The organism is Heyndrickxia acidiproducens DSM 23148, assembly GCF_000374345.1.
In the GTDB taxonomy this organism is placed as follows: Bacteria; Bacillota; Bacilli; order Bacillales; family Bacillaceae_C; genus Weizmannia; species Weizmannia acidiproducens.
The window spans coordinates 15,039-39,378 of the sequence record NZ_KB894007.1; the positions used below are offsets into that span (position 1 = coordinate 15,039).

General features: G+C 47.9%; 21 protein-coding genes, 1 rRNA gene and 1 riboswitch. Of the genes, 1 reads left to right on the forward strand and 21 read right to left on the reverse strand.

From position 1 onward, the window contains the following. Window positions 1–4: 4 nt before the first annotated feature. The 6 genes from ligA to C232_RS0112170 form a co-directional block, all read right to left on the reverse strand. The gene (gene ligA / locus C232_RS0112145) at window positions 5–2,011 is read right to left on the reverse strand and encodes an NAD-dependent DNA ligase LigA (protein ID WP_018664435.1); all 2,007 of its coding nucleotides are present in this window, start codon (window positions 2,009–2,011) and stop codon (window positions 5–7) included. A gap of 105 nt (window positions 2,012–2,116) precedes the next feature. Beyond that, window positions 2,117–4,342 (reverse strand): DNA helicase PcrA, encoded by a 2,226-nt coding sequence (pcrA, locus tag C232_RS0112150; protein ID WP_018664436.1) that lies wholly within the window; start codon window positions 4,340–4,342, stop codon window positions 2,117–2,119. Between the two features lie 37 nt (window positions 4,343–4,379). Then, complete coding sequence (gene pcrB, locus C232_RS0112155) at window positions 4,380–5,075, reverse strand: heptaprenylglyceryl phosphate synthase (RefSeq protein ID WP_018664437.1); 696 nt, start codon at window positions 5,073–5,075, stop codon at window positions 4,380–4,382. 253 nt (window positions 5,076–5,328) lie between these two features. After that, window positions 5,329–5,649 carry a YerC/YecD family TrpR-related protein gene (locus C232_RS0112160; RefSeq protein ID WP_018664438.1) on the reverse strand — a complete coding sequence of 107 codons (321 nt, stop codon included), beginning with the start codon at window positions 5,647–5,649 and terminating at the stop codon, window positions 5,329–5,331. Window positions 5,650–5,821: 172 nt separating this feature from the next. After that, window positions 5,822–6,844, reverse strand: a complete 1,023-nt coding sequence (locus C232_RS0112165) for a DUF3048 domain-containing protein (protein ID WP_018664439.1) — start codon at window positions 6,842–6,844, stop codon at window positions 5,822–5,824. A 176-nt stretch (window positions 6,845–7,020) separates the two neighbouring features. Next, window positions 7,021–8,763 (reverse strand): adenine deaminase C-terminal domain-containing protein, encoded by a 1,743-nt coding sequence (locus C232_RS0112170; RefSeq protein WP_018664440.1) that lies wholly within the window; start codon window positions 8,761–8,763, stop codon window positions 7,021–7,023. 109 nt (window positions 8,764–8,872) lie between these two features. Here C232_RS0112170 and C232_RS0112175 point away from each other — a divergent pair, with 109 nt between their 5' ends. After that, window positions 8,873–9,097 (forward strand): YgaP family membrane protein, encoded by a 225-nt coding sequence (locus C232_RS0112175; protein WP_018664441.1) that lies wholly within the window; start codon window positions 8,873–8,875, stop codon window positions 9,095–9,097. A 105-nt stretch (window positions 9,098–9,202) separates the two neighbouring features. On the opposite strand, the gene purD is transcribed toward C232_RS0112175, so the two are convergent. From purD to rrf, 15 genes are all read right to left on the reverse strand, one after another. Further along, the gene (purD, locus tag C232_RS0112180; protein ID WP_018664442.1) at window positions 9,203–10,465 is read right to left on the reverse strand and encodes a phosphoribosylamine--glycine ligase; all 1,263 of its coding nucleotides are present in this window, start codon (window positions 10,463–10,465) and stop codon (window positions 9,203–9,205) included. Between the two features lie 373 nt (window positions 10,466–10,838). Beyond that, window positions 10,839–12,368 carry a bifunctional phosphoribosylaminoimidazolecarboxamide formyltransferase/IMP cyclohydrolase gene (gene purH, locus C232_RS0112185; RefSeq protein ID WP_018664443.1) on the reverse strand — a complete coding sequence of 510 codons (1,530 nt, stop codon included), beginning with the start codon at window positions 12,366–12,368 and terminating at the stop codon, window positions 10,839–10,841. A gap of 6 nt (window positions 12,369–12,374) precedes the next feature. Beyond that, complete coding sequence (gene purN / locus C232_RS0112190) at window positions 12,375–12,959, reverse strand: phosphoribosylglycinamide formyltransferase (RefSeq protein ID WP_018664444.1); 585 nt, start codon at window positions 12,957–12,959, stop codon at window positions 12,375–12,377. Further along, window positions 12,952–13,998: a phosphoribosylformylglycinamidine cyclo-ligase gene (gene purM, locus C232_RS0112195; RefSeq protein WP_018664445.1), complete on the reverse strand. Its 1,047-nt coding sequence runs from the start codon at window positions 13,996–13,998 to the stop codon at window positions 12,952–12,954. Before purM ends, purN begins: the two co-directional genes overlap by 8 nt. Before the next feature lie 109 nt (window positions 13,999–14,107). Beyond that, window positions 14,108–15,532: an amidophosphoribosyltransferase gene (gene purF / locus C232_RS0112200; RefSeq protein ID WP_018664446.1), complete on the reverse strand. Its 1,425-nt coding sequence runs from the start codon at window positions 15,530–15,532 to the stop codon at window positions 14,108–14,110. Beyond that, the gene (gene purL, locus C232_RS0112205; RefSeq protein ID WP_018664447.1) at window positions 15,517–17,769 is read right to left on the reverse strand and encodes a phosphoribosylformylglycinamidine synthase subunit PurL; all 2,253 of its coding nucleotides are present in this window, start codon (window positions 17,767–17,769) and stop codon (window positions 15,517–15,519) included. The genes purF and purL overlap by 16 nt, the downstream gene beginning before the upstream one ends. Further along, complete coding sequence (purQ, locus tag C232_RS0112210; RefSeq protein WP_018664448.1) at window positions 17,753–18,436, reverse strand: phosphoribosylformylglycinamidine synthase subunit PurQ; 684 nt, start codon at window positions 18,434–18,436, stop codon at window positions 17,753–17,755. Before purQ ends, purL begins: the two co-directional genes overlap by 17 nt. Next, window positions 18,433–18,687, reverse strand: a complete 255-nt coding sequence (gene purS / locus C232_RS0112215; RefSeq protein WP_018664449.1) for a phosphoribosylformylglycinamidine synthase subunit PurS — start codon at window positions 18,685–18,687, stop codon at window positions 18,433–18,435. Before purS ends, purQ begins: the two co-directional genes overlap by 4 nt. Beyond that, window positions 18,680–19,390, reverse strand: coding sequence for a phosphoribosylaminoimidazolesuccinocarboxamide synthase (gene purC / locus C232_RS0112220; RefSeq protein WP_018664450.1), 711 nt, complete (start codon window positions 19,388–19,390; stop codon window positions 18,680–18,682). The genes purS and purC overlap by 8 nt, the downstream gene beginning before the upstream one ends. A 338-nt stretch (window positions 19,391–19,728) precedes the next feature. Then, window positions 19,729–21,024, reverse strand: a complete 1,296-nt coding sequence (gene purB / locus C232_RS0112225) for an adenylosuccinate lyase (protein WP_018664451.1) — start codon at window positions 21,022–21,024, stop codon at window positions 19,729–19,731. Further along, the gene (purK, locus tag C232_RS0112230) at window positions 21,017–22,177 is read right to left on the reverse strand and encodes a 5-(carboxyamino)imidazole ribonucleotide synthase (protein ID WP_026314595.1); all 1,161 of its coding nucleotides are present in this window, start codon (window positions 22,175–22,177) and stop codon (window positions 21,017–21,019) included. The genes purB and purK overlap by 8 nt, the downstream gene beginning before the upstream one ends. Next, window positions 22,170–22,634 (reverse strand): 5-(carboxyamino)imidazole ribonucleotide mutase, encoded by a 465-nt coding sequence (gene purE / locus C232_RS0112235; protein WP_422723662.1) that lies wholly within the window; start codon window positions 22,632–22,634, stop codon window positions 22,170–22,172. Before purE ends, purK begins: the two co-directional genes overlap by 8 nt. Before the next feature lie 257 nt (window positions 22,635–22,891). Further along, window positions 22,892–22,992: riboswitch (purine riboswitch) on the reverse strand. 88 nt (window positions 22,993–23,080) lie between these two features. Further along, complete coding sequence (locus C232_RS0112240; protein ID WP_018664454.1) at window positions 23,081–23,269, reverse strand: NETI motif-containing protein; 189 nt, start codon at window positions 23,267–23,269, stop codon at window positions 23,081–23,083. After that, on the reverse strand, window positions 23,266–23,808 hold the full coding sequence (locus C232_RS0112245) for a DUF2179 domain-containing protein (RefSeq protein WP_018664455.1): 543 nt from the start codon (window positions 23,806–23,808) through the stop codon (window positions 23,266–23,268). Before C232_RS0112245 ends, C232_RS0112240 begins: the two co-directional genes overlap by 4 nt. A 223-nt stretch (window positions 23,809–24,031) precedes the next feature. Further along, window positions 24,032–24,147 (reverse strand): 5S ribosomal RNA (gene rrf, locus C232_RS0112250). Between the last annotated feature and the right edge of the window lie 193 nt (window positions 24,148–24,340).

Below are 24,340 nucleotides of genomic sequence, written 5' to 3' on the forward strand. Positions count from 1 at the left end.
AAGATTAAGCCTGCAGGTGATGCATAAAGGATGCTTCATCCCATACTTCAATGCCAAGCTTCTCTGCTTTTTCCAATTTGGAGCCGGCATCCTCGCCCGCAATCACGAGATCGGTTTTCTTGCTGACACTACCGGTTACACTTGCCCCCAGTGCTTCGAGCTTTTCTTTTGCTTCATTGCGTGTAAGTTGTGTAAGTTTACCTGTCAGCACGACCGTCTTTCCGGCAAATGGCGAATCTGTTTCTCCCGGGTCTTGCGGCATTGGTCCATTGTAGGCCATATTGACGCCAAGATCCCGGAGTTTTCTAATCAAAGCTTCTGCTTCTTCGTTTTCAAAATAAGCAGCGATCGAATCGGCCATTTTGCCGCCGATATCGGGAATGGCCATCAGTTCTTCACGGGTGGCTTTCGACAAACGGTCCATGGTGAGAAATTGCCGGGCGAGGATTTTCGCGGCTTTTGCACCAACGTGGCGGATGCCGAGGCCGAATAGCAGTTTTTCCAGTGAATTGTTTTTGGATGCTTCAATGGCATCAAGCAGTTTGGAAGCGGACTTTTCACCCATCCGTTCCATTTCCAAAAGTTGTGCTTTTGTCAGCCGGTAAAGATCTGCGACATCATGAATCAATTCATGATTGAATAATTGGCTGATTACTTTCTCGCCAAGCCCTTCGATATTCATGGCATTCCTTGAGACAAAATGGATGAGCCCCTCACGGATTTGCGCCGGGCAATTCGGATTGATACAGCGAAGCGCCACTTCTCCTTCGAGACGGACCAGTTCGCTCCCGCATTCCGGGCATTGGCTTGGCATGGAGAATTTTCGTTCTTCCCCTGTCCTTCTGTCCGTAATGGCCCGGACCACTTCAGGGATAATGTCACCCGCTTTTTTAATGACCACATAGTCGCCGATGCGGATATCCTTTTCGCGGATCAGATCCTCGTTATGCAGCGTTGCCCTTTTTACAGTCGTTCCGGCTACCCGTACCGGTTCTAAAATGGCTGTCGGGGTAATGACGCCGGTGCGCCCGACTTTTACTTCAATATTTGTCAGCCTGGTGATGACTTCCTCGGCAGGGAACTTATAAGCAATGGCCCACCGCGGGCTTTTTACCGTGTTACCAAGCAAAGCCTGCTGCTGGTAGTTATTGACTTTGATCACGATCCCATCAATTTCATATGGCAGGCTTGGGCGCTTTTCGGTCCATTCAGCTATATATTGAAGAACTTCTTCGATATTATAACATTTTCGGCGCGCTTTGTTCACTTTCAGTCCGAGCCTCTCCAATAAATCGAGGCCGTCACTGTGGGTTTCAACGCCCAATCCGGTGATATCGCCAATCGCGTACAGAAAAGTATCAAGGTTCCTTGATGCAGCAATTTTCGGATCGAGCTGACGCAAAGATCCGGCCGCAGCGTTACGCGGATTGGCAAATGGCACCTCGCCGTTCTCTTCCTTGATACGGTTCAATGCTTCAAAAGATTTTTTCGGCATATAGCATTCGCCGCGCGCCTCAATTGTGATGGGTTCATGGAGGCGGAGCGGAATCGAGCGCACGGTTCTGAGGTTGGCGGTAATATCTTCGCCGATCGTACCGTCTCCTCTTGTGGACCCTTGTACAAATACGCCTTCCTCATAATGAAGGGAAATGGCAAGTCCGTCAATTTTCAGTTCGCAAACATATTCATAATTTTCGCCGACGGTTTCCCGGACTTTGCGGTCAAAGTCACGGAGATCCGCTTCATTAAAAGCGTTCGCCAGGCTCAGCATCGGGATGTCATGGACCACTTTGGTAAAACCTGACAGAACCTGGCCGCCGACCCTTTGTGTAGGGGAGTCCGGGGTGACAAGGTCAGAATATGTATTTTCAATCTCCTGCAGTTCACGCAGAAGCCGGTCATACTCAGAATCAGGAACCGACGGCTGATCAAGCACATAATATTCATAACTGTATTGATTGAGCAGTTGGCGCAGTTCCTTTGCCTTGTTGACTGCTGCTTCATACTCCATTTGCAACAACCCTTTCGATCAGGATATCAGGCAGCCGGACAAGCCTGCCGCCAGCACGCGGCCGCCCATCCTTCTTTTTTCCATTGTCAGCCTGATAGACCCATTCTATTCTACTTTTGTAATGGGAGCAAATTCAGCAAGCAGCCTTTTGATGCCGACGGGGCTCGGAAATGCAATGTCAAGTTCAATCGATTTTCCTTCCCCTTTCACGCTCACGACGGTGCCGATTCCCCATTTCTTATGTTCGGCTTTATCCCCGACATTCCACTTCAATTTTTCAGCGCCGCTTGTATGGTTTGCAACCGGCCGCATTACGGGTGCGCGGCGGGATGCCGGCGTTTTTGCTGCGGAGGTGCGGCGGAAATTAAGGCGGTCTTCTTCTTCCTGGTTGGCATTTTCAATTAATTCTTCCGGAATCTCGCTGACAAACCGGGAAACCGGATTGATGTTTGTACGCCCGTATAAAGTACGCATTTGCGCATTGGTGATATACAGTTCTTCTTCGGCGCGCGTCACACCGACATACATCAGCCTTCTTTCTTCCTCCATTTCCGCTTCATCCATTAAGGAACGGTTGTGCGGAAAAATGCCTTCCTCCATGCCGATTAAAAAGACGACCGGAAATTCAAGGCCTTTTGCGGCATGCAGTGTCATTAAAATGACGGCGTCTTTTGGCGCATCCCCTTCATCAAGGCGGTCAATATCGGAAATCAGCGCCAAATCAGTCAGAAAAGCAACCAGGCTTTTATCGTCGTTGTTTTTTTCAAAGTCTTTTGTAACGGACAGAAACTCGTCGATATTTTCGAGCCGGCTTTCAGATTCCAGCGATTTTTCCAATTTTAACGCGTCACGATAGCCTGTCTTCTCGAGCAATTCTTCAACCAGTTCGGTAACGGACAAGTATTCCTGCATCCGTGTGAAATTGCTGACCAAGTCATAGAATTCTCTTACAGACTTAGCGATTTTCGGGCTTAAGCCAATAAAATCGGCTTCCTGCAATGCGGTAAAAAATGAAACATCCTGGTCGGCTGCATAGCGTGCGATTTTATCCATAGAGGTTGAGCCGATACCCCGCTTTGGAACGTTAATCACCCTTTGTAAGCTGATATCATCATCCGGATTGGCAATCAGCCGCAAATAGGCCAAAATGTCTTTGATTTCTTTGCGGTCATAGAACCGGGTGCCGCCGACGATATTATATTCGATATTAGACTTCATGAAGACTTCTTCGATCACACGCGACTGGGCGTTCGTGCGGTAGAGCACAGCAAAATCGGACAGCTTGCGTTTGCCTGCTGCTGTCAATTCTTTAATTTTTCCGGCGACAAACTGCGCCTCCGACTGCTCACTGTCCGCCCGGTAATAAACGATATCACGGCCTTCATCATTCTCGGTCCACAAATTTTTCTTTTTGCGGTTCGCATTGTTTTCAATGACTTTATTGGCAGCCTGCAATATTTTCTTTGTCGAACGGTAATTTTGCTCAAGCAAAATGACTTTGGCGTTCGGATAATCTTTTTCGAACGACAAAATATTCGCGATGTCTGCCCCCCGCCACCGGTAGATCGACTGGTCATTATCCCCGACCACGCAAATATTCCGGAAACGGGAAGCCAAAAGCTTCACAAGTGTGTACTGGGATTTATTGGTATCCTGATATTCATCAACGTGGATATATTGGAATTTTCTTTGGTAGTATTCGAGGACTTCCGGGACGCGCTTGAATAGCTGGATCGTCATCATGATGAGATCGTCGAAATCAAGCGACTGGTTTTTCCTCAAACGTTTTTGGTACGCTTCGTACACATCACTGACAATCTGTTCAAAATAATCGCCGGTATGATTTGCGTATTGTTCATAATCAACCAGTTCATTTTTGGCGCTGCTGATTTTTCCTAAAATCGCCCGTGGTTCAAATTTTTTTGGATCGATATTTTTTTCCTTCAGAATATTTTTGATGACTGAAAGCTGGTCGGTTGAGTCAAGAATTGTAAAATTACGGTTAAAACCGATCCGGTCGATATCCCTTCTTAAAATCCGGACGCACATGGAGTGGAAGGTGGAAATCCAGACTTCCTCGGCGGCGCCCCCCATCAATCCGGCAATCCTGTCTTTCATTTCGCGGCTCGCCTTGTTTGTAAACGTAATCGCTAAAATGTTGTAAGGATTGACACCCTTTTCCACCATTAAATAGGCAACGCGGTGGGTAAGCACCCGCGTTTTTCCGCTTCCCGCCCCTGCAAGAATTAAGAGCGGGCCTTCTGTTGTTTTGACCGCTTCTTTTTGCTGCGGATTTAATCCATTCAGCAGCCGGTCTGTTAAAAATTGCATCATTTCACCACCACTTAGAACATTTGTTCCTATTTTATCATACCTCTGATCGTTTGACAACATGTACCGTTTTCACAGCTTCTTTTATATCTTCATAGACGATATTGCCGACGACGATGACATCTGCCGCCTGCCCCATTTCTTTTGCCTGTGCCGCAGTCCGGATGCCGCCGCCGTAAAACAAGGTTGTCTGTTCAAGCACCTGTTTTACATTCCTGACCAAATGGATATCCCCGTATGCTCCGCTGTATTCCAAATAAAAAACCGGCAACTTAAACATATTCTCGGCCATTCTTGCATAAGCGATCACATCTTCAGCATCAAGATTTGTATTTGCTTCTGCCAGTTGTGCCGCTTTGCAGTCCGGGTTTAAGATGCAGTAGCCTTCCACGAATATTTCGTTCCAATTCATCAACCCGCCGAATTCTTTCACGGCTTGATGATGGAATCCCGTGATCCAGGCCGGATTCCTGCTATTCAGCACCGTGGGAATCAGATACAAATCGTATCCGGGTGTGAGTATTTCTATCCTTGATACTTCCAGGCAGCAAGGAAGTGCAAATCTTCTTACCCTGGCCATCAGCTGTAAGGTATTATCCAGCGTGATGCCGTCTGTCCCGCCGATGATAATGGCATCCGTCCCAGACTCGCAAATTGTTTCTAAATCTTTATCCGAAATGTCCTTGTTCGGGTCAAGTTTGAAGGCATGCCTCCATTCGTGCACGTCATACATTAGGTAGAAATCCTCCATTCTATCATCCATCATTGCCATTATAGCATTTACAGGAACAAGCAAAAAAGATATTCCTGCAATAGACAGAAAGTGACAGGAAGAAAGAAAATCCACTGCCGTTTTCCGTGGTATAAGCCGGACGTTGCAGATGATAAATTTTTTCTTTTATGGATTGGAGCGAGCCGCTCATCGTGATCATTTTGCAAAAAAAGAGCTCCCTTCAATCGTGAAGGCAGAGCCGTCTGTTCTGTGATTACTCTTCCGTTTTTTTTCCTTGTGCATCGTCATTTTTTATGCGGTCGAGAACCATTTGATAGGAATCATTGCCGTAATTGAGGCAGCGTTTGACACGCGAGATCGTGGCCGTACTTGCGCCTGTTTCCGTTTCGATAGCATGATAGGTTTTATTATTGCGCAGCATTCTAGCTACTTCAAGGCGCTGCGTCAATGCCTGTATCTCATTGATTGTACAGAGATCATCAAAAAAGCGGTAGCATTCCTCTATGTCTTTTAATGACAAAATGGCTTCAAATAATTGATCAAGTGCTCTTCCGCGTAGTTTATCAATTTGCATAGACTTGTACATTCTCCTTTACTTGATTGCTTCCAGGATTTCCTTGGTTGAAACTGATCAATCATTTTCTGTTTATCCCAGGATAACGGGCAGTAAGAACGCCCGCCTCAAGAATCCAGGTACGAAGAGGATAGCGGGAGTTTAGCTGCCCAATCACCACGGGCGTTGCACCTTATTCTGTCGCCACATCACTTAAACGCTCGACAATATTAATCCACGTTTTTCCCGGAACAAATTTTACCCGTTCACCATCTTTATACGGAATCAATCTGCCATTTTCATTTTCCCATTCGACTTTTTGCAGCTTGCCTTTTTGGATGAGGTAGCCGCTGCCGCCGGATGCCAGGTCAATATCCCTGCGCCCATAGCTGTCGATCAGCCTGTGCTTTGCCGCTACAATAAACAAATTGTCCATCAAAACCGGTTGATGATTGTTCGCATCCACGGTTTGTGTGCCGCCGGAATAGCGCGTAAATCTTCCCCGTTTCGAATCATACCGGTACTTCGCATTCAAATTGCTGTTGGGTGAATAATGGATGGTGATCGTTTTCACATTGATTCCAGTGATTTTCTTCACTTCTTCAGGAGTTGCAAAAGACAGTGCAGCCGGAACACGGTCCATGATATACCCCTTTTCGGCCGCACCTTTTAAAATACTCTTATAGGTAATATAGGAATTGTGCGGCGCTTTCCTTTTTGATGACCGGTGAAAAAGGGTACCGTCATACTGCATGCCGTTCAAGCCGTCGATATAGCCTTCCTCCAGCAGTTTTTTCGCCCCCGGGCTGTACCCGTGCGCGATATATAAGGCATGGAAACCTTTTGCCAGCTTGACAAAATAGGTTCTCGCACTCCTGACCGGGCCGATATTGGCGGGCACGTCACTTTGAAAAACCGCCACAAACCTTGTAATCTTCCCTTCAGCAAGCGCTTCATAAACGATATCGGCAGCACTCAAGCCTGACTGGGGGCGTGCCAGCGGATGGTTATTCACCATCACAGCTACCGCCCGGCTGGTTGGTTTCCGGTCTGTACGGATTCCTGTTAACGGTTCAATCCATTGCTTGTTAGTTTCTTGCGCAGTATTTGGCTCCGTTCCATTGCCATGTTGCTGTTTGCGTGTGCCATTTTGTTGTGTGCATGCGGATAACAGAAACACCAGCATTGCCAGCCATAGGAAATTGTTCTTTCTCATCTCATAACTCCAATCGCTCATTTTGCCATGACGCAGCTTAAGAAGTGATCAACTGTACTTTATCCCGCTTCTGGCGGGCTGTAAGACACCCACCTCAAGATTCCGGGTACGAAGGCGAAGACAGGCGGGAGTCGGGCTGCCCAATCATCCACTGATGGAGGTTTTACTTTATTATTTTAACGCATTATCGTCGGAAAGAGTATCGTTTTCTTCATTACGTCATACATTCCTTTAGATGTAATGCGGATATATGGCAAGTGGGTCGCACATAAAAAGAGTAATGAATAAATAGGGTCATCATACCCATACCCGCGCATCTTTAAGTTTTCCATAAATTGTTTTACCTGTCCAATCAAATCTTCCATGTGTTCACCCGACATTATACCGCCAATTGGAAGGGGAATTTCCTGGATAATCACGCCGTTTTCTGCAATGACAATGCCGCCGCCCAGCTCTTTCATACGGTTGAAGGCAAGCAGCATATCACTTTTTGATTTTCCGATACAGAGGATATCACCTGTTGAAGAATAGGATGATGCCAATCCCTGCACATCCTTGGCAAAACCTTTTATCAAAGTATTGATGCGCCATTTCCCTTTTTTATCAATCAGCATCAAAAAGCTGTCTTCATAATCCTGCGGCAGGATATCGTATGACACATTATACGTGATTGAGTAAGGCTTCGTGATGACGTCGTTTGCCATTTCAATTCCAAATGGCATCGAAAATTGGAGATCATCGTATTGAAGGTCCCAATCCAGTTGAAGCGGTCCGAGGCCGTATTCAGCCCAATCAACCGGTTCCTCGTCCGCTGCCACTTTCCCTTCCTTTTTCAGCCATATGCCTTTTGAAAGCACAGAGACCGGTGAAGGATTGGTTTCACTTTCAAGAAAATTGATATTTGCAACCCTTCCAGTCGCAATCATGCCATGCAAATGCTGGATGCCGAAATAACGGGCGGCATTATAGCTCGCCATCAGATAAGCTTCGATCGGGGAAACGCCGTGATTAATGGCAATTTTAATCATTCTGTCGAGTACGCCTTTCTCATAAAATGCCGGAGAACTCCCGTCTGTTGTGAAAAACATCTGATCATACTGGTCCACACCGAGCGTTTTCATCTGATCCAATAGGACGGGCAAATCCGGGCGTATCGACGAATAGCGGAGGGAAACGGTATACCCTTGTAAAAGCCGCTCGTACACTTCTTTGCCTGTCATGGCTTCATGATCACAGTCTGCCCCAAACAACATCATTTTTGCCAATGTTTTTTCGGAAGCTCCCGGAAAATGGCCTTCAATTTTTTTGCGCATCCGCTTCGTTTCCTGAATCCAGTGAAGAATCAAATCATCGCCTTCCATTAACTTCGGCCAGCTCGTCAACTCGCCTCCCTGCAGTACCGCATCATGTTCCAGCCACGATTTCACGCATTCATGTGAAAAAATCAGTTCTTCATTTTTAAGCTCTGTCTGTGCATCAAACCGGCTCCACCAATACATGGAAACCGGAGAATGGCGCAGCTTTTGCAGGATGGAAAACGCTTTCTTTTTATCTGACAATAAAACAAGCATCATGTTGTCATTGATGAGTGTAGTTGTGCCACTCTGTGCTGCATAATGGGCAAATGATTGGGGATTATATAGTTGAAAAGGATGGACATGCGGTTCAATATATCCGGGAACGAGCCATCGGTTTGAACAATCGACAACCTCGCAGCCGGCAAGATTTTCAGGCAGCTTTTCCCCTGTATATATAATACGGTCCTGATAAATCCAAATATGGCCATGTAACCACTTTTTTAATGTCGAATGCAGATAGCGGGCATTTTTTAAAATCATTGTCGGGGCAAGGCTGCCGTCGAGTACAGCTACATGTTCCCTGATTTGTTTGTTCTTCCATCGGTAACGCTGGTCTAACATCTTGTCATTCCTCCTAGGAAGACCTATAGTTAATCATTATTCTACCATATTTTACCCATTAAAGCATAAAAGAAGTTTGAAAACGATAAAACAAAGGAGTTAAGATGAAATGAAAGCAGCCCCTAATATTGGGATCATAAATGCAATGGTTCGGATTACATGCGGATTGACTTCACTTACCTGGGCGACCTCCAAATTATCAAGGAGACCCTGGCGCAGCTCTTACATGGTGGTTGCCATGATGGGGGCAATGAAAGTAGGAGAAGGGATCGTCCGCTATTGCCCGGTCACGGATTTCCTTCAAAATCAGCAAACACAACATAAAGAAGATTAACGGAAATGGCCAGGCAGGTTTTTGTCTGGCCATCCATTTGTGCCGCCACAGCCCGGATTCTAAAAAGCATTCAAGCCGGACGGCGAACATTAAAACCGTTTTCCGTTACCGGACGGCGTCTTCTTTTTTCCTGCTTCCGATATCTTTGCGGTAGAAAAAACCCTCAAATGTACAGGACGCCAACTCTTTATATAAGCTGTCCCTTGCGCATTCAAGGCTGCTGCTTTTTCTGCCGATAAACAGCACGCGACCGCCGTTTGACACAAGCCTGCCGTTTTCCAGCCGCGTTCCCGAGTGGAAAACAAAAGATTCAAGCTCATTGAGAGGGGGAAGCTGTACGCCTTTTTGATAGGTGCCGGGATAGCCTTCTGATGCAATCACCACACCAAGGACAGCTTCATCGGTCCAGGTTATTTCCGGTTTTTTCCCATCTAAAAGATCGAGAATGATCTGCAACAAGTCTGTTTTGAGCCTTGAAAGCACCACCTGTGTTTCGGGATCGCCGAAACGGGCATTAAACTCAATCACTTTCACGCCGGCCCTAGTACGGATTAATCCTGCATACAGGACACCGGTAAAAGGGGTTCCCTCTTTTTTGAGCGCTTTGGCCGCCGGAATTAAAATTTCTGAAACTGCCTGTTCCACTTCATCTTGCGGAATTTGCGGCACCGGGGAGTAAGCGCCCATTCCCCCGGTATTTGGCCCTTTATCCCCATCATATGCCCGTTTATGGTCGCGGGCGATCACCATCGGGCAGACCGTTTCACCATGGACAAACGCCATCAGCGAAAACTCTTCCCCTTCCAAAAACTCTTCCACGACTACCTGCGCGGATGCTTCCCCGAATTTCTGTTCAAGCAGAGCGGCTTGGAGGGCTGCCTGCGCTTCTTCGATTGTCATAGCAACGGTCACGCCTTTACCGGCCGCAAGCCCGTCTGCCTTAATGACAATGGGTGCACCTTTTTCCTTGATATATTGCAAGGCTTCTTCGTACTGGCTGAAAACACGGTAATCCGCAGTCGGAATATTGTATTTTTGCATCAGTTCTTTTGCAAAAGCTTTGCTGCTTTCAATCCTGGCTGCGTTTTGCGAAGGCCCGAAAACCCTTAGCCCCGCGTTTTGAAATGCATCTGCAATTCCTGCGCTTAAGGGGGCTTCAGGGCCGACAATTGTAGCATCAATCCTGTGTTCCCTGGCAAAAGAGACTAAAGAAGCGATATCCATTTCATTGATTGGAACAAGTTCGGCAACCTCTGCAATCCCGCCATTTCCCGGCGCACAATAGATGTGACCTGCAAGCGGGCTTTCGGATAACTTTTGGCAGATTGCATGTTCACGGCCGCCGCTTCCTATTACGAGTATATTCATTTTATCGTGGCCCCTTTTTCCTGTCTATGAGTTCGTCAGTTTTTCTTGCGCAGATTTTGTTTTCGCCTGCCGCCGATGGACAGTCGCCTCCGCTTTTCTTTGTCCAGCTGCGGCTCCTATCGGCTAGCGGATTTCTGCGTCTTTTCCCTCCGATAAGTCAACATCGGCTCGTTCCTCACCGTGTTTCCTTTATCTCAGTCAAAGACTTCGAAATCCGTACGCCGATGGACAGTCGCCTCCGCTTTTCTTTGTCCGGCTGCGGGCGCTATCGGCTCGGGTCAACTGTTCCAGCCCCACTGTAGTCAAAGGGCGGACTTCATTGGTGCCGGCCCAGTTGCCTGTCGCCGATGGGCAAGCGCCCTCCGCCTTTCTATTAGTGTTTGAAGTGGCGGATGCCGGTGAGTACCATGGCGATGCCGTATTCATTTGCTTTTTTGATCGAGTCTTCATCACGGATGGATCCGCCTGGCTGGATGATGGCGGTGATGCCGGCTTTTGCTGCTGCTTCAACGGTATCATCCATCGGGAAGAAGGCATCAGAGGACATCACTGCGCCCTTTGCCTTTTCACCAGCCTGGGCAAGGGCAATTTCGGCGGATCCGACGCGGTTCATCTGGCCGGCGCCGACTCCGAGTGTTTTTTCCGCATCGGTAACGACGATTGCATTGGATTTCACATGTTTTACGACTTTCCACGCCAGTTTCAAAGCTTTCCATTCCTGTTCAGTCGGTTCACGCTTCGTTGCTACTTTCAAATCTGCTTGTTCTAATGTATATGTATCCTGGTCTTGAATCAGTAGTCCGCCTTCCACAGATGTCAGAACTTTTTCCGGTTTGCGTTCATCCGAGAAAGGAACGGTTAACAGGCGGATATTTTTCTTGCTGGCTAAAATATTAAAAGCTTCATCGGTAAACGATGGTGCAATGACAATTTCAAGGAAAATTTCATGCAATAATTGTGCGGTTTCTTTTTCGACAGGACGGTTAAATGCAACAATACCGCCGAAAATCGATTTCGGGTCTGCTTCATATGCTTTTTTGTACGCTTCAAGCGCAGTCTCCCCGACTCCGATGCCGCACGGGTTCATGTGCTTGACCGCAACTGCGACCGGTTCTTTAAAATCTTTTACCATTTGCAGCGCTGCATCTGCATCATGAATATTATTATAGGACAAGGCTTTACCGTGCAGCTGTTTCGCATGCGCGATAGAAAAGTCCGAGCCTAACGGATTGATATAAAAACTTGCTTTTTGATGCGGGTTTTCCCCATAGCGGAGCGATTGTTTCAGTTCATAGGTAAATGTCACACGTTCCGGATTTTCTTCGCCAACCAGTTCTGTCATGTAATTGGCAATATATGCATCATAGCCGGCAGTGTGACGGAAAACTTTTGCAGCGAGCGCTTTTTTCGTAGCAAGCGTTACATCACCTTGTGCCTTTAATTCCCCGATGACTTTACCGTAGTCATTGGCGTCCACTACAACGGTAACATACTCAAAATTCTTTGCCGCCGCGCGGAGCATCGTTGGGCCGCCGATATCGATATTCTCAATCGCCTCTGTTTCAGTAACATCCGGTTTTGCGATTGTTTGCTGGAAAGGATACAGGTTGACGCAGACCAGGTCAATCGGGGCAATGCCGTGTTCCTTGATTTGTTTTTCATGTTCCGGAGTTCGTTTTGCCAGAAGGCCGCCATGAATATTCGGGTGCAATGTTTTCAGCCTGCCCTCGAGAATTTCCGGGAAGCCGGTCACTTCTTCAACGCCGATGACAGGCACGCCTGCTTCTTCCAGCGCTTTTTTTGTTCCGCCGGTGGATAAAATTTCAAAGCCGAGCCCATTTAAATCTTTTGCAAAATCAACCACGCCTGTTTTGTCTGATACACTGATTAAAGCTCTTTTCATTCTTGTTTAAACCTCCATGCTATTTTGATCTTCAAGCAGCTGGGCGAGCACTTTCGGATAAAGGATATGCTCGGTTTGGTGAATCCTGCCAGCCAGCCTTTCCTCCGTATCCCCGTCAAGCACCGGGACAGCCGCCTGCGCAATAATCGGCCCTGTGTCCATACCTGCATCGACAAAGTGGATCGTTACTCCTGTCATCTTGACACCGGCCCGCAAAGCCTGGCCAATCGCATCTTTGCCGGGAAAAGACGGCAGCAAAGACGGATGGATATTGATGATTCTTTTCGGGAAGGCCTGAAGAAGGGTTGGGCCGATCAGCCGCATATACCCGGCAAGCGCAATCCACTCAATTCCCTTTTTCTGCAGTTGTATTAAAATTTCCTGCTCGTATGCTTCTTTATTCTGATACGCTTTCGGGTTAAAAACAAAAGCCGGAATATTTTCTTTCGCAGCTCTCTCCATGACTCCGGCCCCATCATGGTCGCAAACTACAAGTTCAATGGCTGCTTTCACTTTACCACTTTTTATTGCCTCTGTGATCGCCTGAAAATTGGTGCCGCTGCCTGATGCAAAAACCGCAATTTTATGCATTGGCCCCGCTCCCTGTTCCCAGCCGGACGCCTGATGTGTCTGTTACTTCGCCGATGATATAGGCCTGTTCGCCTGCATCGTTGAAAAAGTCTAACGCCGTCTGTGCATCATGCACATCGACCGCAATAACAAAACCGATCCCCATATTAAAAACATGGAACATCTCATCGCGGTCCATTTTTCCGTATTCTTCTATGGCTTTAAAAACCGGGTGGACCGGCCAGGAGCCTGGTGCAATGCGGACCCCCAAATCCCCATTTAGCATGCGTGGAATATTTTCGTAAAATCCGCCGCCTGTAATATGTGCCATGCCTTTGATTTTAAATTGGCGAAGGGCTTGTAATACCGGTTTAACATAAATTCTTGTCGGGGTTAAAAGTATATCACCCAATGGCTGGTTAAATCCCGCGAGCGCCTTATCAAGCGGCAGGTTCCCATCATCGAGAAAAATTTTCCGCACGAGCGAGTAACCATTGCTGTGGATGCCGCTTGAGGCAAGGCCGACCAGCACATCGCCGGGCTTGATGTTTTCCCCTGTAACAAGCGCATTTTTTTCACAGGCACCGACCGAGAATCCGGCGAGGTCGTATTCCCCGGGAGCATACATGCCCGGCATTTCAGCTGTTTCACCGCCGATTAAGGCACATCCCGCCTCTTCACAACCGTCTGCCACACCTTTTACAATTTGCTCGATTTTTTCCGGATCCGCCGACGCACAGCCGATGTAATCCAGAAAATAGAGCGGCTCTGCGCCTTGAACCACGATATCGTTGACACACATCGCCACACAGTCTGCGCCGATTGTATCATGCCGGTCCATGGCAAAAGCAAGCTTCAGTTTCGTGCCGACGCCGTCTGTACCTGAAACGAGCACAGGCTGTTTATAAGCAAGCGCGGAAAGGTCGAACATACCGCCGAACCCGCCCAGACCGTTCAGGATTCCCGGCCGTTTCGTGCGGGACACATGTTTTTCCATTCGTTTAACTGCTTCATATCCTGCCTCAATGTCCACGCCTGCATCGCGATAAGTGTTTGACATGATTTTTCCTCCATTAACAAAGATGGCATTCTGATGCAAGATGCCTGTAAGAAAGCGGGCCGCCCGCCATTAACCAGGTTTTTGGCTGCATCGTTTATTCTTTTAACGGTCACTTTTTCATGAGTTCTTTTTCATGCGGCAGCACTGTGTCCGGATAAATTTCGGTTGGATAGTTGCCGGTGAAGCAGGCAAGGCATTGGCCGCAAGTTTCATTGATGGCTGGCCTGCCAATCGCTTCGAGCATGTTTTCTACCGTTAAAAAGGTGAGCGAATCCGCGCCGATGATCTCACGGATTTCCTCGGCACTGTGATTGGATGCAATCAGTTCTTCATGCGTCGAGGTATCAATCCCGTAAAAACACGGGTTTTTCATCGGGGGCGAGCTGATGCAGACATGTACTTCTGTTGCACCGGCATCGCGCAGCATGGACACAATTCTTCTGCTTGTTGTACCGCGGACGATGGAATCATCGACCATGACGACGCGCTTTCCTTCCACAATCGCGCGCACCGGGGAAAGCTTCATTTTCACACCCTGCTCGCGCAAAGACTGCGATGGCTGGATAAATGTCCGCCCGACATAACGGTTTTTAATTAAACCCATTTCATACGGGATGCCTGATTCCTCCGCGTAACCAATGGCTGCAGAAATGCTTGAATCCGGCACACCTGTCACCACATCTGCTTCAATGCCCGCCTGGATGGCAAGGCGTTTTCCCATATTTTTGCGGGCGGCATGGACATTGATGCCATGAATATTGCTGTCAGGACGGGAGAAGTACACATACTCCATTGTGCAGATTGCGTCTTGCGTTGAATACGTGAACGGTTCGGATTCGATGCCATGGTCGCTGATTGATAATAATTCACCCGGACGAATGTCGCGGATATACTCGGCGCCGACAATATCAAGTGCACATGTTTCGGAAGCGACACAGTAAGCATCGCCGAGCTGGCCGAGGGAAAGCGGGCGCAAACCGTTCGGATCAAGCGCCACCAGCAGTTCATCTTCTGTCATGACAGCAAATGCATATGCCCCTTTTACCATTGACAGGGCATTTTTCATCTGTTCTTTAATCGTGCGGTAGCCGCTTCTTTTCATCAGATGGGCGAGCACTTCGGTGTCCGATGTCGTTTGAAAAATGCTGCCCTGCATTTCGAGCTGGTGTTTAAGAGAGTGCGCGTTAACAAGATTGCCGTTATGGGCGAGTGCAAGGCTTCCGCACTGCGAATGGAACAAAAGCGGCTGGACGTTTTCAATTCCTCCCCCGCCTGCTGTCGCATAGCGGACATGGCCGAGGGCAGAGGTACCTTTTAGTTCGGCGAAAGTTTCGGCCGCAAAAACTTCCGTAACCAGCCCTTCGCCTTTTTTTCCGATTAACTGCGGGCCTTGTTTTACAACAATGCCTGCCCCCTCCTGGCCGCGGTGCTGTAAGCTGTGAAGGCCGTAATAGGTTAAATGGGCTGCATCTTTATGCCCCCAAATCCCAAAAATACCACATTCTTCGTTTAAACCTTTTATTTCAGCAAACATGGCAAAGCTCCTTTCCAAGCATGCTCAAAGTCCTGCTTGTCTGCACGGATCCAGTTTTCGCCATTTTCACTGTCAATGGCCATCACTTCATCGTTTGTGACCGTACCAACCAGGGCCGCGTCCGCCACTAATTTTTCAAACGCCTGCTTGTGTTCCTGTTTGACTGAGACAAGGAAGCGTGATTGGGTTTCGCTGAACAAAGCAACGACCGGATTTCCTTTTAAGGACACTTTTGCCCCTAATTCTTTTGTGCCAAATAAGCATTCTGCAAGCGCCGGTGCAAAGCCGCCTTCCGAGAGGTCATGGGCGCTTTGTACCAGGCCGGATTGGATCGCCAGCAGCAATTGATGCTGGCGGCGTGCTTCAACAGCAAGGTCAATTGCCGGCGGTTTGCCGGAAATTTCTCCACGGAGCAGCTTTTGGAGTTCGCTGCCGCCAAACTCTGCCTCTGCCTCTCCAATTAAATAAATCGCATCTCCTGCCTGTTTGAATGTTTGCGTTGTAATATGCTTAACATCTTCAATGAGCCCGACCATACCGACAACCGGTGTCGGGTAAACAGGATGGGCAGCTGCTTTCCCGCCACCCGCAGTTTTCTTAAGCGTTTCGTTGTATAAAGAAACGTTGCCGCCGATCACAGGCGTCTCCAGTTCGCGGCAGGCTTCGCTCATGCCGTCCGCTGCCTTTTCAAGCTGCCAGAAGATTTCCGGTTTTTCAGGGGCGCCGAAGTTTAAGCAGTCGGTAATGCCAAGCGGCTGGGCACCAGAACAAATGATATTGCGCGCGGCCTCTGCTACCGCAATTTTTCCGCCGGCTTCCGGATCCAGATACACATAGCGGCCATTGCAGTCAGTTGTCATCGCAAGTGCTTTTCTTGTGCCGCGGATCCGCACGACCGCTGCATCCGACCCCGGCACCACGACTGTATTCGTGCGTACCTGGTAGTCGTATTGGCTGTAAACCCATTCTTTGCTGGCAATGGTTGGCTGCTTTAACAGGGCGAAGAAGGTTTCCTGAAGATCGGAAACGGCCGGGACTTCCGGTTTCATTGCCTGGAAAGCGGGAAAATAGGCCGGTTGTTTGGACGGTTTATGGTACACAGGTGCATCCTCAACAAGCGCATCGACCGGTACTTCGGCAACAAGGTCCCCATGATGGTACAGTTTCAGCAGCTTTTCCTCTGTCACCGTGCCAACTGCAACGGCATCAAGCCCGTATTTTTTAAAGAGATTCATAATCTCCTGCTCTCTGCCTTTTTTGACGACAATCAGCATCCGTTCCTGTGACTCTGACAACATCATTTCATAAGGCGTCATACCGGTCTCGCGCTGCGGAATATCATCCAGATTCATTACTAAACCGACACCCGTTTTGCTGGCCATTTCCGAAGACGAACTGATCAGGCCGGCCGCCCCCATGTCCTGAATGCCGACGAGGGCATCATTATGGACGAGTTCCAGGCATGCTTCCAGAAGCAGCTTTTCCATAAACGGGTCGCCTACCTGAACAGCCGGGCGTTTTTCATCGGATTTTTCACTGAGCTGTTCGGATGCAAACGTTGCGCCGTGGATACCATCACGCCCGGTTTTCGCGCCAACATACATGACCGTATTGCCGATGCCGCGTGCCTGGCCTTTTTGAATATCTTCATGAGAAATTAAGCCGACACACATCGCATTTACAAGCGGGTTGCCGTCGTAGCAGGGATCAAATGCGATTTCGCCGCCGACCGTCGGGATACCCATGCAATTCCCGTATCCTGCGATGCCGGCTACAATTTCTTTAAACAAATGCTTCACGCGCGGGGACTCGAGTTCGCCAAAGCGCAAAGAGTTCAGCATGGCAATCGGCCGCGCTCCCATTGAAAAAACATCGCGGATAATACCGCCAACACCTGTTGCCGCACCCTGATAGGGTTCAATTGCGGACGGGTGGTTATGGCTTTCAATTTTAAAAGCCACCGCCAGTCCGTCGCCGATATCGATAATGCCCGCACCTTCACCCGGCCCCTGCAGGACGCGTTCCCCTTTTGTCGGGAATTTTTTTAAAACAGGTTTTGAGTTTTTATAGCTGCAGTGTTCCGACCACATAACGGCAAACAACCCGGTTTCTGTATAGTTTGGTGTCCTGCCGAGAATGTTTTCAACAAGTGCAAATTCTTCATCTGTTAAGCCAATTTCACGGTAAATCTTCTTGTCTTTAATATCAGCCGGACTTGGTTCAAGCAATAACGGCATGGGATTCCCTCCAATTTTTCACAATCGATTGAAAAAGTTTTATACCATCTTGGCTGCCTAAAAGTGCTTCGACTGCGCGTTCAGGATGGGGCATCATCCCAAGCACATTGCCTTTTTCATTCACAATCCCCGCAATATTGGCAATACTCCCATTAGGATTGTCTTCATACGTAAATACAATCTGCTTGTTTTCTTTTAATTTCCGCAGTGTTTCGGCGTCACAGTAGTAATTTCCTTCGCCGTGGGCAATCGGTATTTGGATCGTTTCCAACGCCTTATACATGGATGTATACATTGTGCTGGTATTTTCAACACGCATGGAAACCGTCTTACAAATAAATTTCAGTCCCGCGTTTCTCAGCATCGCACCCGGCAACAGTCCGGATTCAAGCAATATTTGAAAACCATTGCAGACACCAAGCACCGGTTTTCCTGCTTCAGCCGCTTTGACAACCGCCTGCATTACCGGGGAAAAACGGGCAATCGCGCCAGACCGCAAATAGTCGCCGTATGAAAACCCGCCCGGCAGTAAAATGCCATCGAAGCGGTCTAAATTACCCGTATCATGGCGGATGTATTCCGCTTCTTCACCAAGTACATCCGAAATCGCATGAAACATATCAACATCACAGTTGGAACCCGGAAATACGATTACGGCAAATTTCACTGTGCAACACACTCCTCAACTTCATAGCGGTAATCTTCAATGACAGGATTTGCCAGCAGCCGCCCGCATACTTCCTGAATGACGGCGTCAAGGTCACGTTCAGACGGTTCGACCATCAGTTCCATATATTTTCCGATTCGCACATCTTTCACTTCCGAGTAGGAGAGCTCCTCCAGCGATTGTTTAACGGCTGCTCCCTGTGGATCCAATACGCACGCGCGCAATGTGACATAGACTTTCACTTTATACATGTGAAATATCTCCTCTCAAGCGATTTAAGATTTCCTGATAAACCTCTGTTAAACTGCCCAGCTCCCGGCGGAACACATCTTTGTCGAGTTTTTGGTTGGTTGCCCGGTCCCAAAGCCTGCATGTATCCGGGGAAATTTCATCTGCCAGCAGGATTTCTCCTTCTTCACTGCGCCCAAATTCCAATTTGAAATCAACGAGGCGGACGCCGGCTTCCAGAAATAAAGCTTGTAAACTGGTATTCACGGTGAGAGCCTTTGCTCTTAAAACTTTCAATTCTTCTAAACTGGCAATGCCGAGTAAAAGTGCATGGTCTTCTGTGATAAGCGGGTCGCCAAGCTCATCATTTTTATAGTAAAATTCGACAATTGGCTGTTCCATCGCCGTTCCTTCTTCGATGCCGAGCCGTTTTGAAAGGCTCCCCGCCACGACATTGCGGACGACGACTTCAAGCGGAATAATCTTAACCCGCTGTACCAGCTGCTCACGGCTGGAAATTTTGCGGATAAAATGACTCCCGACACCTTTTTCCGCAAGGCGCTTAAAAATCAGACTTGTAATTTCATTGTTTAAGTGCCCTTTGCCGGCGATTTCTGCCTTCTTAACACCGTTAAAAGCAGTGGCGGAGTCTTTGTACTCGACCCGCAGCACGTTTGGATCTTCCGTTTCATATAACCGTTTTGCTTTCCCTTCGTATACAAGCATGCGTATTGCCTCCCTCAGGTTTTCAGAAGCAGCCGGCGGGATTTCCCTGACCCGGCTTGATCCTTCTGTAAAAGAAGTCTTGTTAGACATTGCTGCTCGTGAGCTGAGCCGTTTGTCTAGTTAGGTGCTTCAATTAGACTTTTGCCGCTCGTGAGCAGGGCCGTTTGTCTAGTTAGATGCTCCAACTAGACATTTACTGCTGGTGAGCTGGGCCGTTTGTCTAGTTAGATGCTCTAATTAGACATTTGCTGCCCGTGAACCCTGCTGTTTGTCTAGTTAGAAGCCCCAACTAGACTTTTGCTGCCCGCGAGCTCTGCTGTTTGTCTAATTACCGGGCTTTAGTGCAATCCCAGGCGGTCAAAAATCATGTCGACATGTTTCAGGTGGTAATGGTAGTCAAAGCAGTCATCCAATTCCGCTTCGGTCAATTTGTTTTGGATCACCGGGTCTTTTTTTAATAATTCCTTAAACGGTACCTGGGTTTCCCATGATTCCATCGCTTTTGGCTGCACGGTATCATATGCTGCTTCACGGGCCATGCCTTTATCGATCAAAGCGAGCAGCACCCGCTGTGAGTAAATCAAGCCATGCGTTTTCTCCATATTGCGTTTCATGTTTTCCGGAAAGACCGTTAAATTTTTGACGATATTGCCAAAGCGGTTCAGCATATAATTAATGGCGATCGTCGCATCCGGCAAGATAATCCTTTCAGCGGAAGAGTGGGAAATATCGCGTTCATGCCAGAGGGCGACATTTTCATAGGCCGTTACCATGTAGCCGCGCATTACCCTTGCCATTCCCGTCATATTTTCCGAGCCGATCGGGTTGCGTTTATGCGGCATAGCGGATGAACCTTTTTGGCCTTTGCTGAAATGTTCTTCGACTTCGCGGATTTCGCTTTTTTGCAGGCCTCTGATTTCAACCGCAAATTTTTCAATTGATGTTGCGATCAAGGATAAGGTCGCCATATAGTAAGCGTGGCGGTCGCGCTGCAATGTTTGCGTGGAAAGCGGCGCCGGTTTCAAGCCCAGTTTTCCACATACATATTTTTCAACAAACGGGTCGATATTGGCGTACGTGCCGACTGCTCCGGAAATTTTACCGTATTCAATGCCGCAAGCCGCCTGCTTAAAGCGCTCCAGGTTCCGTTTCATTTCTTCATACCAAAGGGCGAGTTTCAGGCCGAATGTCGTTGGTTCGGCATGGACGCCGTGGGTTCTTCCCATCATCACGGTATATTTATGTTCCAGCGCTTTATTTTTTAAAATTTCGATAAAGTTTTCGAGGTCTTTTTCAATAATCGCGTTGGCCTGTTTGAGCACATAGGAAAGTGCCGTATCGACAACATCGGTTGACGTCAGCCCGTAATGGATCCATTTTCTTTCTTCGCCAAGGGATTCCGAAACGGCTCTTGTAAAGGCGACAACATCGTGGCGCGTTTCCTGTTCAATTTCCAAGATTCTTTCAACATTGAAAGTGGCATGTTCACGGATCTTTTGGACATCTGCTTTTGGAATCTCACCCAGTTCGGCCCAGGCTTCACAGGCCAGAATTTCCACTTCAAGCCATGCTTTGTATTTATTTTCATCTGTCCATATTGCGCCCATTTCGGGTCTTGTGTAACGCTCAATCATTCATTGCTGCCTCCGATCGTTTTTGCACATCCTGCCATACACCGCTTTTTTCAAGGGACAGCAAGGTTTCTTCAATTGTCTCTGTAAGAACTGTAATATGGCCCATTTTCCGCTGATGTTTTGCCTCTTTTTTGCCATAAATGTGGACGGACCATTGTGGCTGTAACGGGATTTGTTCAATGGCTTTTGCGACATGTTGGCCGAGCAGATTCACCATGACCGCCGGCTTCAGGAGCTCAACTTTGCGCAAAGGCCAGTTACAGATCGCGCGGATATGCTGGCCGAACTGTGAAATCGAGCATGCTTCAATCGAGTAATGCCCGGAATTATGCGGGCGAGGCGCCAGTTCATTTACATAAATCGTGCCGTCCGCCTCCAAAAACATTTCTACTGCGAGCGTTCCGACAAGGCCAATTGACTCCGCCACCTGGAGGGCGACTGCCTGTGCCTCTTCCTTCACGCTGTCTTCGATTCTTGCCGGCGCGATGGTTTGATGCAAAATATGGTCATGATGGATGTTCTCGACAACCGGGAAAAGGCTTGTTTCCCCTGCTGTATTTCTAGCGATGATGACAGAAAGCTCTTTTGTAAAATCAATCATTTTTTCAAGGACACATGGCCCATGCCCAAGGAGTGCCTTCGTTTCCGACAGGCTGCTTTCCTTCGTTAGCGTGACCTGCCCTTTTCCATCATAACCGCCACGCGCCGTTTTTAAAATACATGGATAGCCAATTTTCGCCACTGCCGTATTTAATTCGGCCTCATTTGTTACGACTTGGTATGGCGCAACCCGGACACCGGCTTTCATAATCGCTTCTTTTTCATAAATGCGGTTCTGCGTGATCCGGATCAGTTCGGCTCCCTGCGGTACATAGGCAAAGCCGGCCGTTTTTTTCAAAGATTCATAGTCAATATTTTCGAATTCATAGGTGATTACACTGCAGCGTTTCGCTAACATCCTTAATGCTTTTTCATCATTATATTCTGCAACAATCTGTGCATCCGCTGCCTGTACGCACGGAGAATCCGGCGTTGGATCGAGCACGATAATCCGAAAGCCTGCTTCTTTTGCGGCGAGTGCCATCATTCTCCCCAGCTGGCCACCGCCGATAATACCAATTGTGCTCCCTGGTTTAATGAGTTTTCTATTCAAGTTGATCACTGCTTTCATATACGATTTGGGCTAGTTTCTCCCGCCTTTTCTCGAGGTGTCCGGCTATTTGCCGGTTGGACGTGGATAAAATTTGTGCAGCGAGAAGGCCTGCATTGACAGCACCGGATTTTCCAATTGCGACCGTTGCAACTGGGACCCCGCCGGGCATTTGCACGATAGACAATAAAGAATCGAGGCCGTTTAACGCTTTTGACTGCACCGGGACACCGATGACCGGCAGCGTTGTTTTTGCTGCCACCATGCCTGGCAGATGGGCCGCGCCTCCTGCTCCGGCGATAATCACTTTGATTCCCCTGTTTCGTGCCTGCTCCGCGTACTGGAACATCATGTCCGGTGTCCGGTGTGCAGAAACGACTTTCTTTTCATATGATATCTCGAGTTCATCCAGCACCCCGCAAGCATGTTTCATTGTTTCCCAGTCTGAAATGCTGCCCATAATGATGCCGATTTCGATTGCCACCTGTATCCCTCCGCTTTTCTTCGCTTTATTCCTGCTGCGGGCAAACTCCGCTGCTCAGTAATCACGATGCAGTGAAAATCCGCAGCCTGATGCTTTTGTATGTAAGAGCGTTCCCCTTGCTCTACTGATTGTAGTAAAAACGCAATAAAAAACCCGGATAGAACTGCCCGCTCTTTTTTGAGAGAAAGCAGTCCATCCGGGATTTAGCACAAATATACATTGAAAAAAAAGTCCCAATTTCTACTTTCCCTCATAGTCCGGTCATTTACGGTAACCGGGTAGAGACGTATGGGCCATATTCCCATTATATATGAGGGTTGCTATTCACCTTTGTCACCTCTATCTTAACAGGGACAATCGGGGCTGTCAACGAATAATCGAACATTAAAATTTAACAATTGGATAATGTTCGGGTTCTCACCTTACTTTCTTCCTTCAAATACGATTTTCCGCGAAACCGGTTGGACATCTTTTTCCCCATCCTTGTCGATTTCCCCGAAAATCGGCTTCTCGATTCTTCTCACCGGCTCATATCCTTCTTTTTTCATCCTGGCCAGGCAATCTGAAATTGACTCATTTTCCAATACTTCAAATTGTTTCTTTTTGCTCATTGGTGCAGTTTTCCTCTCTTTACCGCTTTTACCCAGAATCCGCCGTAAATGGTTTTCGGTTCATAGGCAATAATAAAAGCCTTCGGGTCAAGGGTTTTAATCTGTTGGTATAATTTTAACTCATATTTGCGCGGGGTCAAAACCTGCAACGCTGTTCTGTCGCCCTCGCGTCCATGGGCATCCCAGGTTGTCACCCCGTATCCCTCGTCCCGCAAGCTCTTCGCTAAATTTAATTCACCGGTAGTCGTGATTACATTCACCGTAATATAGCCGAGTGCCAGTTTTTCTTCGATCTTCATCCCGGCCATAACGCCGATCCCGTAGCCTACCGCATAGGCAATAATATTTTGGATCTGGTTAAGATTGTCCAGTACAAGCCCGAGGCCGATAATATAAATGACCACTTCGATCATGCTCACAAATGCGGCGATATACCGGTACCCTTTCAATGTTAAAATCATCCTTGTCGTCGAAAAGGATACATAGATAATATTAACAACCAGAATAATCAGCACCATCACAACACTATTATGTAACATTTACGCTCCACTCCCAATACAGCTGAATTCATATCTTCATTCTACTTTAGCACATTCAGCCGCACATGAAACAGTTTTTATCTCTGCCATCTTTTACCCATGGCAGGAAGCGGAGCCAGATTAATATCCTGTACAACTGATTTCTTGTGGCAGCCTGTCCGTTCGTTGAAAAACATTTTCATGCTAAAAAACCAGCTAAATTACTTAGCTGGTTTTTTATCTTGCCCGGCAACGTCCTACTCTCGCAGGGGGAAACCCCCAACTACCATCGGCGCTGAGAAGCTTAACTTCCGTGTTCGGGATGGAAACGGGTGTGGCCTTCTCGCCATTATTGCCGGACCGTATTGAGTTATAAAGGATGTATTCCTTCAAAACTGGATAGGAGAAAAACAAGAAAACCAAGAATTGCACTTCTAAACTGTCCAGCTCCAGCGCCTATCGGCTAGCGTATTTCTCCGTCTTCTCCCTCCGATAAGTCAACATCAGCTCGTAAAAACCACTCGCTGTGTTTCCTTTATCTCAGTCGAAGCCT